Below are 12816 nucleotides of genomic sequence, written 5' to 3'. Positions count from 1 at the left end.
CCCGTCAACCCAGCGGCCAGTTCAGGATCGCGATGCCGTCGTTGTAGTCGCCGTCCGTACCGTCTTCAGAGCCGACCAGTCCGAAATAGGTCTTCTTGAAGATGTCGACCTGGCGCGAGCCGATCTTCGACGGCTTGCCGTTCGCCGTCACGACCACGCGCACCTTCCCCTTGCCCGAGTTCACGATCTGCGTGTTCAGGTTCGCGTCCTGCGTGCCGGCGCCCTGGAACGTTGCGGTCGGTTTCGGGTTGTCGTCGACGAAGACTTCGATCGTCTGCTGCGCGGACGAATTGACGAGCGCCGTCACGCCGAATGCAATGTTCGGCGGCAGGTTGAAGATGCCGTCGCGTTCGCCGCCGCCGGTCGTCGTGGTGCCCGGCTGCGTGGGTTGCGGTTGCGGCGTCGCCTTCGAGAAGTAATTGACCACCGCACCAACACCGAACTTCGCTGCCGCGCCGGGCAGCACGCCGGGCGCGCCGGCCCACGTCACCGTGCAGGCGATCACCTGCCCGGCCGCATCGGCCTTTACCTTGTTCTGCCAGCTGCCGACGTCGAAGCTGTACGGGATCGTTGCAATGTCGACGAACACATCGTATTGCGGCAGCTTCTCCACGAGCTGCGCGGTCATGAACTGACGCATCCGGTCGAGCACGGCCTGATCGCCGTTCGATTGCACGGCGGTTGCATCGTTGCCGCCGAGTTGCAGCAGGGCGTACAGATCGTCATGGGTAAACGGTTGTGACATGTCTTCCTCGTCTTGATGGAATGTCTCGCATCGCGCGGCCGGTGAGCGGATCTCGCCGTCGTCGCGCGCGGAGCGCGGCGTGGGACTGCAAATGACTGCTCGAGTGAATCGATTTGCAACGGGTGGCTGGGGCGGTTGACCCCGTCGCCATTGCGCGTTCGACGGCGGCGCGCACGCGTTGCCGCCCCGCGCATCGTCGGGTTCAGCCCAGCGGCCAGTTCAGGAACACGATGCCGTCGTTGTAGTCGTCGTCGGTGCCGTCTTCCGAGCCGACGATTCCGAAGTACGACTTCTTGAAGAGATCGATTTGCCGCGAGCCGATGCGCGACGGCTTGCCGTTCGCCGTCACGATCACGCGTACGCGCCCCTTGCCGGAGTCGAGCACCTTCGTGCCGAGGTTCTGGTCCTGCACGCCCGCGCCCTTGAACGTGGCGGCCGGCTTCGGGTTGTCGTCGATGTAGATGTCGATCGTCTGGTCGTTTGCCGCGTTGGTGAGTGCGGTCACGCCGAACTTGATGTTCGGCGGCAGGTTGAACGTGCCGTCGCGTTCGCCGCCGCCGCCGATGTTGCCGGCACCGCCGCCGGTTTCGGTGCCCTGATTCCCGCCGCCTTGCGACGACGATTGCGCGGCCGTGTCGCCGATCGCGGAAATGCTCGCGTACGAATCGATATGCATCGCGCTGCCGCGCACGCTTTTCCACTGCCCTTTCACGAACGTGACGCCGCTGCCGACGTCGATCGTCGCGACGAGCGTGAACGGCATGCGCCCGGTGCTTTCGGGCACCTTCGACGAATAGGTGAAGCAGCCGTCCGCGACGACGCCTTTGTCCGTCGCGATCGCGAAATAGATGCCGGGGAAATTGTTGCCGGTCGCGTACGGCGTCGGCACGTTGAGGATGACCTGCAGTTTCCCGTCGCGAATCTCTGCGTTGGCGATGTCGATATGCAGGCCGGGGATGTCGACGTACGTCTCGGACGTGACGACGGGTGCGCTGTTGATCGAAGCCGAAAGAAGCGGCATGGAAGTCTCCTGTGATAACGCTGTTTTGGATTGGGGGGCTGCGTGAGGCCCGCTTGATGAGCGCGAACCGCTGGCCGGCCAGACGACGGCGGGCCGGCACGGCGCGGCCGCCGATCGTGCGTCAGGTCAGCCGATCGGCCATTGCAGCACGACGATGCCGTCGTTGTAGTCGCTGTCGTGACCGTCTTCCGACACGACGATCCCGAAGTTGACGGTGAACGGCGAACCGTCCGATTTCTTGCCGCTGATCGGCGCGAGGCGCGCATCGGTGGCCGACGTCTTGCCGTTTACCGTCACTTCGAAGCGCAGCTTGCCGTTGCCCGAATTCAGCGTGGCTTCGCGCGGGCCGTCGCGCGTGGTCAGCTTGTGATAAGCGGCCGGTTCCTTGCTGTCGCCGATGAAGAGCTTGATGTGCTGCTGCTCGGCAGCATTCGCGAAGAAAATCGCGCGGAAGTCGGTGTTCGGCGGAATCGAAAACTCGCCGGCGCGATTCGAGGACGTTTGAGTTTCGGCCATGCTTTCCTCCTGGAAGTCGATGGATAAGGCACTTCACCGTGTCTCGCAAACGCTTGCAGTTTCAAACACGGTTCAGTCAGCATGGCGAAAAATAAATGAAAAAATATTCGACCGGGAATGGGAATTGTTCAGAAAATCGGAAACCGAAACAGTTCGATTTAATGGTGAATATTCAATGGAGCGTCGTTCGATATATCTCGGAAATTATATCGATGCGTGTCGCGCTTTTTTGAATAATGGCGGGGTGTGCAGGCGGGAATGACGGGAATGGCGGGAAGTTGCGGTTCCTACGCAGACGCTCGGCGTTCGCTTAGGGCAGCGTGTTGTTTCGACATCGTCTTTCCCTGTCGTGGCCGCGCCCACGGCCACCTTCGGGCGCCCGCGCCGAAGCCGGCTCGCAACGAAGCGGGGTGCGGCGCCGACGAAGCTCAATGACCGGCTTACTCCGAACTTGAACAGGGCATTTCACCGGCACCGCACCCGACGAAGCATATCGGCCTGCTGTCGCGACGCCTATCGGACGCGGCTGATTTTTGCGCGCGACATTGCCAAGCGCGGCCTGATATACCTGACAGGCGATCAATTCCGAGATTGGCGGTATCGTGCAAGACGCGCGTGCGCTCGCTATTCGGCGGATTTATTCATTCAATTGGCCCTTTACCGGGCCCTCACGAGGACAGTGCGATGACGAAACCCGATAGTCTGAAAGGCGAGATCAAGGGACAGGCACAGGACGCAGACCGTCACAACCTGGCGCGGCCCGCCGTGAACGGCGCGTTGTGGGCGCGCGGCCTGACGACGCAGCGCGTGGCCGACCTGTTCAGGACCCTGCCCGGCCTCCCGGGGCACTGGATGCAGCTGCAGAACGAGGTCAACGCAGGGAACCGCTATTTCTATGGTGTCCAGAACGGTCACCAGACGACCGACGAAGGAAAGGAACTGATTCGCTGGATTGCCGATGCGGTGGTCAGCGCCGCGCAGAAGGCGGGATTCGATTTCCCGTTGCAGCAGCTCAGGTTTACCGCCGACACGGGGTGGCTGAAGCTTCAGCGCGTGTCGGGGCGGGTGATGGTGTTGTCGAGGCCGTAAGCGTAGCCGATGGCGGTCGAAGTGCCGGCGTGTCGGCGATCGAGTCAGCCGCGGCTGCGGGAACGCGCGCTGCCATCGACGATCGATCGTGGCGTCGAGCAGGCGGCCGACGGCATCACTGACCGAAACGCTGCGCCACCGCATCCTTCAATCGCGCGGCGGTGAGCTCGCCCATGTGCGATTCGACGAGTTCGCCTTTCGCATTGAAGAACAGCGTCGTGGGCAGCCCGCGCGATCCGTACGCATGCATCGCATGCAACGACGGATCGAGCAGCACGTTGTCGAAGCGCAGCCCCTGCTGTTCGAGGAACGCGCGCACGGCCTGTGCGTTTTCCCCCTGGTTGAGCATCAGCACCGTGATGCCCGGATGATCGCGTTGCGCCTGTTCGAGGAGCGGCATCTCGCGCCGGCACGGTGCGCACCACGTCGCCCACAGGTTCACCACGACCGGCTTGCCTGCGAAGCGTCGCGGCAGGACGGGCGTCGCATCGAGCGTTTCGAGCTGCAGCGCGGCGAACGGCGGCGCGGTGCGCTGCAGTGTCGCCAGCGTGCCTTGCGCGATGCCCCACGCGGCGAGGCCCGCGACGATGCCGGCCGCCACGGGTTTGCGCAGCGCGGGCAGGCGACGCAGCCGCCAGACGGCGAACGCCAGCGCGGCAGCGATGCCGATGCGCCAGTCGAAGCCGCCGTCACCGAGCGCGACGATGGATCGCGGCGTAGTCGCGTAGTCGCGCCACCATTGCGCGACATAGCCGATACGCGCGGCGACCAGCCCGAGCAGCAGCACGTCGAGGATCAGGCTCGACGCGCTCTTGTGATGTCCATCGGGCGGGCGGCGCTGGATGAAGCGGGCAACGAGCCACGCCAGCAGCGCGGCGGCGGCTACCGCGACGACGCGGATCGAGAAGGGACCGATGCTCAACATGGGGAGAAAAGGGTGCGGGGATCGTGGATCGACCGGCGAACGCGATGCCGTCGACGGTCATGTGACGTTTCGACCCTACGGGACGCACACGGGTTCCCTTGGTGACCGAGCGCATGTACCGCCCGACGCGTGCGAATCGCATGCCGGGCGCCGGCATTCAGGACGACGTCGTTTTCGTCGAAGTCTCGCGACGCATCAGGCCGACCGACGATCGCGCAGGCCCGGTAATTACTGCCTGCTTCCGCGCGAGCCGGAAGGCGCACCGCCAAGCCGGTACGCGGTAAAGAATTCGTACCACGGTGAACCCTGTCCGGCCGGCATGCCCAGTGCCGACGTCCGCTGCTTCAAGGCCGTGAACACATCGTTGATGCGCGCGGCCTGTTCGGCATCACTGAACGGACGCGGCTTCGCCCTGCCGGCCGCGAATGCGCCGTAGGCGACCGCGAGCAAGCGCGCGCCGTCGTCGATCGAGGTGACGGACCCGTTGATCGCCTCGACGAAGCGCGGCCGGTCCGCTTCTCGCGATGCGACGATGCACTGAAACACGATCGCCGACACTTCGTGCAGGTCGCTCGCACGCAGCAATGCCGGCAGGCGCGCGGCGATCCGGTCGGCCGGTTCCTCGTGCAGCGCGGCGGCGAAGTCGAGCACGGCGGCCATCGGATTGCCGTCCTGCTGCACGCGATCGAGCGCCGATGCGGGCGCCGCCGCCGCCTGCGCGACGTCGCCGGGCGCGGCGCGCAGCACGTCCGCGACCTGCTGCTGCCACGCCGGAAAGATCATCCGCACGTTGCCGAACTGCTCGCCGCCTTGCGCGTCCGGATTCCACCGATAGACGATCGTGCCGCCGCGAATGAACGGCGAATACAGATGCTCGGGCGTTTGTGGCAGCGGCCGTCCGTTGATCGGCAGCCATGCGAGCGTGAGCCAGTCGTAGCGGCCGGTGGCGGGCACCGCCGGGCTGGAACTCGCGATAACCTGCCAGGTGCCGCGGTTCGCGTAACGCCGACGCGCGTCGGGCACTGCGACGGTTTGCCGTTTCGCGGTATCGAAGTAGGTATTGCCGGTCACGTTTTTGCCGCTGTCCGGCGCCGGCGTGAGGGTGGCAATGACCCACGATGCACCGTCGGCCGAACGGTAGTCCGACGGCTGCAGCGTGGCGACGTCGTGCACCATGCGCGTTTCGGCGGCGACGGGGCTCGGCGGCAGATCGGCGGGGCCGGCGACGATACTCGGCATGGACGTTCCTCGGAATCGGGGGTGTATCGGCACGCGCGCCGAACGCGAACGATGTGCGGCGGCGCATGTCGTCTGTCGTAACCACTGTAGAACGCCGCCGCCGGAAACGGAAACCGGCCGCGGCGGCCTCGAGCCGCGCAACGCGCTCACGCGCACCGCCGCTTCGGCTTACCATGCGCATCCTGGGCCAGCACGAGGAACACCGATCGGGAGCGAACATGACCGACAGCAAAGCCATCACCGAACACTGGACGCACGTCGCCGACCAATGGATCGACTGGGCCGGCCGGCCTGGCCACGATGCGTTCTGGAAGTATCGCGAGGGGTTGGCAGCCTACCTCGGCCGCGGCACCGGCCGCGCACTGGAGATCGGCTGCGGCGAGGGACGCGTGAGCCGCGAGCTGAAGGCGCTCGGCTACGACGTGACCGCGAGCGACGCGGTGCCCGCGATGCTCGACGCCGCGCGTCGCGCGGCATCAGCGCACCGCTATGCGCTCGCCGATGCCGCCTCGCTGCCGTTCGATCCGGCCAGCTTCGACATCGTGATGGCATACAACGTGCTGATGGACCTCGACGACATGGCGGCCGCGTTGCGCGAGGCGCGTCGCGTGCTGAAGCCGGGCGGGCTGCTGTTCGTGTCGCTCGTGCATCCGTTCCGCGATCGCGGCCGTTTCGCGGGGCCGCAGCCCGACGCGCCGTTCGTGCTCGAAGGCACGTATTTCGGCAGCGAGCATTTCGAGGGCGTGGAAACGCGCGACGGGCTGTCGATGCACTTCGCGGGCTGGTCGCTGCCGCTCCAGGCCTACATGGATGCGCTGGAGGCGGCCGGCTTCGCGATCGTGTCGCTGCGCGAGCCGCTGCCAGATCGCGCCGACACGGACACGCTGAAGCAGTGGTCGCGCGTGCCGCTGTTCCTGTGGATCAAGGCGCGGCCGCTGGATTGAAACCGTCGCGGCCGCGCGGCGTGCGGCCTGCGGCACGCCGCATGATCAGCGCGGCAAGACCTTCCGGTAGATCACGAATCCGGTTTTCTCCGCGACGGTGTCGTAGAGCCGCATCGCCGTGCGGTTCGTCTCGTGCGTCTGCCAGTACACGCGTTCGGCGCGCTGCGCCTGCGCGGCGTCGTACACGGCTTCGATCAACGCGCGGCCCACGCCCTTGCCGCGTTCGCGCTCGAGCGTGAAGAGATCCTGCAGATAGCAGGTCGGCCCGGCCAGCGTCGTGCTGCGGTGATACAGGAAGTGCGCGAGCCCGACGAGCCGGCCGTCGCGTTCCGCGACACGCGCATGCACGGGCTCGTAGCCGTCGAAGAAGCGCGACCACGTGAGCCGCGTGATCTCGCGCGGCAGCGCGGTATCGCCGAAGCGGCCGTAGAAGCGGTTGTAGCCGTCCCACAGCGGCAGCCAGTTGTCGAAATCGTCTTCGCGCACGGGGCGTACGGTCAGGCCGGTGTCGGTAGCGTTCATGGTCGCGAACCTTTCGAGGATGGATGGAGTGAAGCGTTGCCGGCACGACCGGAAACGCGCGCAGACCTCTACGATAGAAAGTTCGTGGCACCATGTGTAGACCCATGACATCCACACAATCTGGAGCCACGATGGATTACGCGTTGCTGCTGTCGACCTTCGAGCGCGAAGCGGGGCCGCACGCGGCCACGCGGATGTCGCAGCAGCAGCGGCTGTACGCGTGCCTGCGCGACGCGATCCTGAGCGGCCGGATCGCCGAGGGCACGCGGCTTGCCGCATCGCGCACGCTGGCCGACGAGCTCGGCATCGCGCGCAATTCGGTGCTGTACGCGTACGAGCGGCTCGCATCGGAAGGGTTCGTGGCCGGCACGCGGCAGGGCACGGTGGTCGCCCGGATGGGGCTGCGCGGGTCGCAGGTCGCCGCCGCGGCGCCCGCCGGCGCTACGGCGGCGCTGTCGCGGCGCGCCGCGCAGGCCGAGCGCGCGACGAGCGGCCTCGACGAATCGCTGCCGTTCATGCCGGGCGTGCCGGCCGTCGATGCCTTCCCGCTCGCGCAGTGGCGGCGCTGCGTCGAGCGCGCATGGCGCTCGGCGGGGCCGGCGCAGCTCGGCTATCAGTCCGCGGAAGGCGACGCGGTGCTGCGCGATGCGATTGCCGGCTATCTGCGCGCGTCGCGCGGTGTGCGCTGCGACGCCGCGCAGGTGATCGTCACCGACGGCACGCAGGGCGCGCTCGACCTGTGCGCCCGCGCGCTGGCCGACGCGGGCGATGTCGCATGGATCGAGAATCCCGGCTACCACGGTGCGCGCAACGCGTTTCTCGCGGCCGACCTTCGCGTCGAGCCGATCGGCGTCGATGCGCAGGGGCTCGCGCCGCATCCGGACGACTGGCGCGCTCGTCCGCCGAAGCTCGTCTACATCACGCCGTCGCACCAATATCCGCTCGGCGCGGTGATGAGCCTCGAACGGCGGCTCGCGCTCGTCGCGCAGGCGCGCGCGGCCGGCGCATGGATCGTCGAGGACGACTACGACAGCGAGTTCCGTCACCACGGCACGCCGCACGCGGCCGTGCAGGGGCTCGCCGACGACGCGCCGGTGATCTACCTCGGTACTTTCAGCAAGGTGATGTTTCCGGCGTTGCGGCTCGGCTTCATGGTCGTGCCGCCCGCGCTTGCGCAGCCGCTGCGCGACGCGGCGGGCGCGCTGATGCTGCAGGGCCGCGCCGTCGAGCAGCGCGCGCTCGCGGATTTCATCGACGCCGGGCATTTCACGCGGCATCTGCGGCGCATGCGCCGCGTGTATGCCGAGCGGCGCGACGCGCTGCACGACGCGCTGGCGCGGCGGCTGCATACGCGGCTGACGGTGTCGGGCGGTGCAGGCGGCATGCATCTGTCCGCGCGGCTCGACGTGCCGGTGGCCGACACGGAACTGAGCCGCGTCGCGCAGGCGCACGGGCTGATCCTGCGGCCGCTGTCGTCGTTCTGCCTGCCGGGCACCGCGGCGGGTTACAACGGGCTCGTGCTCGGCTACGGCGGCGTGCCGGCCGAGCGGATGGACGGGCTCGCGCGGCGGATCGGCGAGATGATCGACCGCGTGCTGGCCGCGCGGTGACGGTCGTTGTGCCGTGTCGTCGCTACGTCGCTACGCCGTTATGCCGTTACGCCGCTATGTCACTAGGCCGCTACGTCGCTACGTCGCTACGTCGCTATGTCGCCACGTCGCTATGTCGCCACGTCGCCACGTCATCGCGTCATTGCATCGGAGCGCGACGGTCCGCTGCTCCGCTTACCCGCGCATCGGCGGATTGAGCCGCGCGAACGCGTCCTGCCGGCGATACGGGAAGTACGGATACGGCGCTTCGATCGCACTCGCCGCATCGAGTTTCGCGACCTGCGCATCGGTCAGCGACCAGCCGACCGCACCGAGGTTCTGGCGCAACTGTTCCTCGTTGCGCGCGCCGATGATCACCGACGACACGGTCGGGCGCTGCAGCAGCCAGTTCAACGCGATCTGCGGCACGGTCCTGCCGGTTTCCTCGGCGATCGCGTCGAGTGCATCGACCACGTCGTACAGCCGTTCGTCGTCGACCGGCGGCCCGAAGCCGGCCGTGTCGTGCAGGCGGCTGCGTTCGGGCAGCGGCGCGTGGCGGCGGATCTTGCCGGTGAGCCGGCCCCAGCCGAGCGGGCTCCACACCAGCGCGCCGAGGCCCTGGTCCGCGCCGAGCGGCATCAGGGCCCACTCGTAGTCGCGGCCGACCAGCGAGTAGTAGACCTGATTCGCGACGTAGCGCGACCAGCCGTGCCGGTCGGCAACCGCGAGCGATTTCATGATCTGCCAGCCCGCGAAATTCGACACGCCGATGTAGCGCAGCTTGCCCGCGCGCACGAGATCGTCCAGCGTCGACATCACTTCCTCGACCGGCGTGGCCGCGTCGAACGCATGGAGCTGCAGCAGATCGATGTAGTCGGTATCGAGGCGGCGCAGCGCGTCGTCGACCGCGCGGATCAGCCGTGCGCGCGACGTGCCGGCGTCGTTCGGGCCATCGCCGGTCGGCAGGCCCGTCTTGGTCGAGATCAGTACCTGGTCGCGCCGGCCGTGGATCGCGGCGCCGAGCACGCGCTCGGATGCGCCGTCCGAGTACACGTCGGCGGTGTCGAACAGGTTGACGCCGGCCTCGAGGCAGATGTCGACCAGCCGGCGCGCTTCGTCGACGTCCGTGTTGCCCCAGGCGCCGAACAACGGGCCGGTGCCGCCGAACGTGCCTGCGCCGAAGCTCAGCGCGGGAACCTTGAGGCCGGAGCGGCCGAGCGTGCGGTATTCCATGGCGGGTGTCCTTTCGTCGTCGAGGCCGGCGCGAACGGGCGTCGGCAAGGTGAGCGTTCACTCTAGCGCTTGCGGTTAATCCGGATAATTGGGCAGACTTCGAAAATATCCTTCGGAGGAAGCGAAGAATGCTGCTCGATAACCTCGCGCTGTTCCTGCGCATCGTGGAGAAGGGCGGGCTGGCCGCGGCCGGCCGCGAGGTCGGCCTGTCGCCGGCCACGGTTTCCGAGCGGCTGACGGCGCTCGAGCGCCACTACGGCGCGACGCTGCTCACGCGCACGACCCGCGCGATCAGCCTGACCGACGAGGGCCGCACGCTGGTCGCGGGCGCGCGGCGCCTGCTCGCCGAGGCCGACGAACTCGAAAGCCGCGTGCGGCTCGGCGCGCAGACGCTGTCGGGGCCCGTGCGGCTGAGCGCGCCGGCCGATCTCGGGCAGGCGCGCGTCGTGCCGGTGGTCGACGCGTTCCTGGCCGAACACCCGGGCGTCACGGTCGACCTGCATCTCGGCGACGGCTACGTCGATCTCGTCGGGCAGGGGCTCGACTTCGCGATCCGTCGCGGCCAGCTCGCGGACAGCGCGCTGCGCAGCCGCTCGCTCGGCCGCTCGCGCCGCGTGGTGTGCGCCGCGCCTGCGTATCTCGCCGCGCACGGCACGCCGCGGCATCCGGCCGAGCTTGCCGCGCACGACTGCATCGTGATGCGCTTCGGCCAGGAGCTGTATGCCGAGTGGCCGTTCCGTATCGACGACGAACCGAAACGCGTGACGGTGCGCGGCCGGCGCGTCGCCAACGACGGCGCGCTCGTGCGCGCGTGGTGCGTCGCGGGGCACGGGATTGCGCTGAAGTCGCTGCTCGACGTCGAGCAGGATCTGGCGTCCGGCGCGCTGGTCGAGATCCTTCGCGAGTTCTCGCCGGGCGAAGTCGACCTGCAGATCGTCTATCCGGGCGGCGCGGTGCAGCCGCGGCGCGTGCGGGCGCTGATCGAACGGCTGGCGCAGGCGTTGGCGGCGGGGTGAGCGCAACCGGATCGCGCCGCGGCCGATGCGTTCGCGCGTCAGCGTCCGACGCGATGACGCCAAATGCGACGCGGTAGCGGAACGGGGCCGCTTCCCCCGCGACAGCGAACGCAAGATCGCCCGCGAAGCGGGTTGTCCACGTTTCGTCATTTAGCTAATATTCAAAACGTCAAACGAGACCGGAACCATGGACGACGTCACCCGCATCAGCGCACTGGCCAACGAAAGCCGTCTGGCCGTGATGCGCTGGCTCAAGCAGCCGCGCAAGCATTTCCCGCCGCAGCCTCACGGCGACTTCGACGAGCTCGGCGTGTGCTGCACGTACATCACCGAGAAGCTCGGCATCGCGCCGGCGACGACCACGCGCCACATGCGGATCCTCGCGGATGCCGGGCTCGTGCGGGCGACGCGCGTCGGCAAGTTCACGTACTACAAGCGGATCGACGATGCGCTGCATCGGTTGGGCCGCGACCTCCTGCAACTCTGATCTTCACAGAGGCAATCGACATGGATGAACTCGCCCTGCTGGCCGATGCCGACCGGCGCGCGCAAGCGTATCTCGCCGCGACCGACGAACGGCGCGCCTATCCCGACGCGGCGGCGCTCGCGGGTCTTGCGGCCTTCGACGAGCCGCTGCCCGATGCGGGCCGCCCGGCCGACGACGTGCTGCGCCTGCTCGACGACAAGGGCACGCCCGCGACCGTCGCATCGAACGGCCCGAACTACTTCGGCTTCGTGATCGGCGCGACGCTGCCGGCCGCCGCCGCCGCCGAGCGGCTGATGCTCGCGTGGGACCAGTGCGCGTCGTCGTTCGCGAATTCGCCGGTGGCCGCGACGATCGAGCGGCAGGCCGCGCGCTGGGTCGTCGACGTGCTCGGGCTGCCGGAAGGCAGCGCGGTCGGCTTCGGCACGAGCGCGACGGCCTGCACGCTGGTCGCGCTGGTGGCCGCGCGGCGTGCGCTGCTCGCGCGCAAGGGCTGGGACGTCGACGCGGACGGCCTGAGCGGCGCACCCGACGTGAAGGTCGTGCTCTCCGAGCTCGCGCACATCACGGTGAAGAAGGCGCTGCGCGTGCTCGGCTTCGGGATGAAGCGCCTGATCGTCGCGCCGGTCGACGCGCACGGCCGCATCGACCCCGCGCAATTGCCGCCGCTCGACGACATGACGATCCTCTGCGTGCAGGCCGGCGAAGTGAACACCGGCGAATTCGATCCGTTCGCGGCGCTGATTCCGCGCGCGAAGGCCGCCGGCGCGTGGGTGCACGTGGACGGCGCGTTCGGGCTGTGGGCGCGCGCGTCGTCGAAGCGCGCGTTGACCGACGGCATCGACGGCGCGGACAGCTGGACCACCGACGGCCACAAGTGGCTCAACACGCCGTACGACGGCGCGATGGTGATCTGCCGCGACGCGGCCGCGCTCGCGACCGCGATGAACAGCGATGCCGTCTACCTGAGCGGCGCGCAGGATGCGCAGAAGAACCTGAACCTCGAATTCTCGCGGCGTGCGCGCGGCATTCCGGTGTGGGCCGCGCTGCGTGCGCTCGGCCGCGCCGGCGTGGCGACGATGGTCGAGCGGCATTGCGCACAGGCCCAGCGCGTCGCGGACGGCCTGCGCGCGGCCGGCTACGACGTGCTGAACCGTGTCGTGCTGAACCAGGTGCTCGTGCGCGCCGGCACCGACGACGAGACGATTGCGATCCTTCAGGCCGCGCAGGACTCGGGCGACGTATGGTTCGGGCAGACCGTATGGCAGGGGCGGCCGGCGTTCCGGATCAGCGTGTCGTCGTGGCGCACGGAGGACGAGCACGTCGACCGTCTCGTCGCGTTGCTGACGACGCTGCGCGGCGTGCACGTCGGTTGAGCGGCGGCGGCGAATGCGTCGCGCGCGTGCCGCCGCCGCCGGCTATCCGTCTCTGGAGATGTGTGGCTCGTCTGCGTGAAAATGTCGGACAATAACGCGGCATGCGCGCCGTGCCGG

General features: G+C 68.1%; 14 protein-coding genes. 7 read left to right on the top strand and 7 right to left on the bottom strand.

Translation table 11 applies throughout. The features are described 5' to 3' along the window. Positions 1-4 precede the first annotated feature (4 nt). The 3 genes from U4Z64_RS21325 to U4Z64_RS21315 all read right to left on the bottom strand — a co-directional run bounded on the left by U4Z64_RS21325 (position 5) and on the right by U4Z64_RS21315 (position 2282). Positions 5-745, bottom strand: coding sequence for a fucose-binding lectin II (locus tag U4Z64_RS21325; RefSeq protein ID WP_321821002.1), 741 nt, complete (start codon positions 743-745; stop codon positions 5-7). A gap of 202 nt (positions 746-947) precedes the next feature. Continuing rightward, entirely contained in the window at positions 948-1766 is an 819-nt protein-coding gene (locus U4Z64_RS21320; RefSeq protein ID WP_321796156.1) for a fucose-binding lectin II, read from the bottom strand. A gap of 126 nt (positions 1767-1892) precedes the next feature. Continuing rightward, positions 1893-2282 (bottom strand): fucose-binding lectin II, encoded by a 390-nt coding sequence (locus tag U4Z64_RS21315; RefSeq protein ID WP_124487078.1) that lies wholly within the window; start codon positions 2280-2282, stop codon positions 1893-1895. Between U4Z64_RS21315 and U4Z64_RS21310 the strand changes: the two genes are divergently transcribed. Then, a complete protein-coding gene (locus U4Z64_RS21310; RefSeq protein ID WP_321821001.1) occupies positions 2281-2544 on the top strand; it encodes a hypothetical protein in 264 nt (87 codons plus the stop codon). The two genes, U4Z64_RS21315 and U4Z64_RS21310, sit on opposite strands and share 2 nt — an antisense overlap. 422 nt (positions 2545-2966) lie before the next feature. After that, positions 2967-3371: a hypothetical protein gene (locus U4Z64_RS21305; protein ID WP_044845438.1), complete on the top strand. Its 405-nt coding sequence runs from the start codon at positions 2967-2969 to the stop codon at positions 3369-3371. A gap of 115 nt (positions 3372-3486) precedes the next feature. Here U4Z64_RS21305 and U4Z64_RS21300 read toward each other — a convergent pair whose 3' ends face one another. Both U4Z64_RS21300 and U4Z64_RS21295 read right to left on the bottom strand, forming a co-directional pair. Then, positions 3487-4296, bottom strand: a complete 810-nt coding sequence (locus tag U4Z64_RS21300; RefSeq protein ID WP_321821000.1) for a TlpA disulfide reductase family protein — start codon at positions 4294-4296, stop codon at positions 3487-3489. Positions 4297-4524: 228 nt separating this feature from the next. Then, the gene (locus U4Z64_RS21295; RefSeq protein ID WP_321820999.1) at positions 4525-5535 is read right to left on the bottom strand and encodes a hypothetical protein; all 1011 of its coding nucleotides are present in this window, start codon (positions 5533-5535) and stop codon (positions 4525-4527) included. A gap of 218 nt (positions 5536-5753) precedes the next feature. On the opposite strand from U4Z64_RS21295, the gene U4Z64_RS21290 reads away from it, so the two are divergent. Continuing rightward, the gene (locus U4Z64_RS21290; RefSeq protein ID WP_321820998.1) at positions 5754-6479 is read left to right on the top strand and encodes a class I SAM-dependent methyltransferase; all 726 of its coding nucleotides are present in this window, start codon (positions 5754-5756) and stop codon (positions 6477-6479) included. A gap of 45 nt (positions 6480-6524) precedes the next feature. Here the strand turns inward: U4Z64_RS21290 and U4Z64_RS21285 are convergent, their stop codons facing one another. Further along, on the bottom strand, positions 6525-7001 hold the full coding sequence (locus U4Z64_RS21285; RefSeq protein WP_321820997.1) for a GNAT family N-acetyltransferase: 477 nt from the start codon (positions 6999-7001) through the stop codon (positions 6525-6527). Positions 7002-7132: 131 nt separating this feature from the next. Here U4Z64_RS21285 and U4Z64_RS21280 point away from each other — a divergent pair, with 131 nt between their 5' ends. Beyond that, positions 7133-8611: a PLP-dependent aminotransferase family protein gene (locus tag U4Z64_RS21280; protein ID WP_321820996.1), complete on the top strand. Its 1479-nt coding sequence runs from the start codon at positions 7133-7135 to the stop codon at positions 8609-8611. A gap of 174 nt (positions 8612-8785) precedes the next feature. On the opposite strand, the gene U4Z64_RS21275 is transcribed toward U4Z64_RS21280, so the two are convergent. Continuing rightward, the gene (locus U4Z64_RS21275; RefSeq protein WP_321820995.1) at positions 8786-9823 is read right to left on the bottom strand and encodes an aldo/keto reductase; all 1038 of its coding nucleotides are present in this window, start codon (positions 9821-9823) and stop codon (positions 8786-8788) included. Positions 9824-9951: 128 nt separating this feature from the next. Here U4Z64_RS21275 and U4Z64_RS21270 point away from each other — a divergent pair, with 128 nt between their 5' ends. From U4Z64_RS21270 to U4Z64_RS21260, 3 genes are all read left to right on the top strand, one after another. Then, on the top strand, positions 9952-10839 hold the full coding sequence (locus U4Z64_RS21270) for a LysR family transcriptional regulator (protein ID WP_321820994.1): 888 nt from the start codon (positions 9952-9954) through the stop codon (positions 10837-10839). Positions 10840-11026: 187 nt separating this feature from the next. Beyond that, positions 11027-11326: an ArsR/SmtB family transcription factor gene (locus tag U4Z64_RS21265; RefSeq protein WP_040139054.1), complete on the top strand. Its 300-nt coding sequence runs from the start codon at positions 11027-11029 to the stop codon at positions 11324-11326. A 20-nt stretch (positions 11327-11346) separates the two neighbouring features. Next, the gene (locus U4Z64_RS21260; protein ID WP_321820993.1) at positions 11347-12699 is read left to right on the top strand and encodes a pyridoxal phosphate-dependent decarboxylase family protein; all 1353 of its coding nucleotides are present in this window, start codon (positions 11347-11349) and stop codon (positions 12697-12699) included. Positions 12700-12816: the final 117 nt, after the last annotated feature.

It is taken from the genome of Burkholderia sp. BCC1996, from assembly GCF_905339955.1.
Classification (GTDB): Bacteria; Pseudomonadota; Gammaproteobacteria; order Burkholderiales; family Burkholderiaceae; genus Burkholderia.
Note: the sequence above shows the minus strand (reverse complement) of the source record. Positions and strands in the feature narration are given on the sequence as shown.

Excerpts from the sequence above, each read along its gene's own strand:
- U4Z64_RS21325 (WP_321821002.1), bottom strand. The coding sequence starts at position 745 with ATGTCACAACCGTTTACCCATGACGATCTGTACGCCCTGCTGCAACTC.
- U4Z64_RS21320 (WP_321796156.1), bottom strand. The coding sequence starts at position 1,766 with ATGCCGCTTCTTTCGGCTTCGATCAACAGCGCACCCGTCGTCACGTCC.
- U4Z64_RS21310 (WP_321821001.1), top strand. The coding sequence starts at position 2,281 with ATGCTTTCCTCCTGGAAGTCGATGGATAAGGCACTTCACCGTGTCTCG.
- U4Z64_RS21315 (WP_124487078.1), bottom strand. The coding sequence starts at position 2,282 with ATGGCCGAAACTCAAACGTCCTCGAATCGCGCCGGCGAGTTTTCGATT.
- U4Z64_RS21305 (WP_044845438.1), top strand. The coding sequence starts at position 2,967 with ATGACGAAACCCGATAGTCTGAAAGGCGAGATCAAGGGACAGGCACAG.
- U4Z64_RS21300 (WP_321821000.1), bottom strand. The coding sequence starts at position 4,296 with ATGTTGAGCATCGGTCCCTTCTCGATCCGCGTCGTCGCGGTAGCCGCC.
- U4Z64_RS21295 (WP_321820999.1), bottom strand. The coding sequence starts at position 5,535 with ATGCCGAGTATCGTCGCCGGCCCCGCCGATCTGCCGCCGAGCCCCGTC.
- U4Z64_RS21290 (WP_321820998.1), top strand. The coding sequence starts at position 5,754 with ATGACCGACAGCAAAGCCATCACCGAACACTGGACGCACGTCGCCGAC.
- U4Z64_RS21285 (WP_321820997.1), bottom strand. The coding sequence starts at position 7,001 with ATGAACGCTACCGACACCGGCCTGACCGTACGCCCCGTGCGCGAAGAC.
- U4Z64_RS21280 (WP_321820996.1), top strand. The coding sequence starts at position 7,133 with ATGGATTACGCGTTGCTGCTGTCGACCTTCGAGCGCGAAGCGGGGCCG.
- U4Z64_RS21275 (WP_321820995.1), bottom strand. The coding sequence starts at position 9,823 with ATGGAATACCGCACGCTCGGCCGCTCCGGCCTCAAGGTTCCCGCGCTG.
- U4Z64_RS21270 (WP_321820994.1), top strand. The coding sequence starts at position 9,952 with ATGCTGCTCGATAACCTCGCGCTGTTCCTGCGCATCGTGGAGAAGGGC.
- U4Z64_RS21265 (WP_040139054.1), top strand. The coding sequence starts at position 11,027 with ATGGACGACGTCACCCGCATCAGCGCACTGGCCAACGAAAGCCGTCTG.
- U4Z64_RS21260 (WP_321820993.1), top strand. The coding sequence starts at position 11,347 with ATGGATGAACTCGCCCTGCTGGCCGATGCCGACCGGCGCGCGCAAGCG.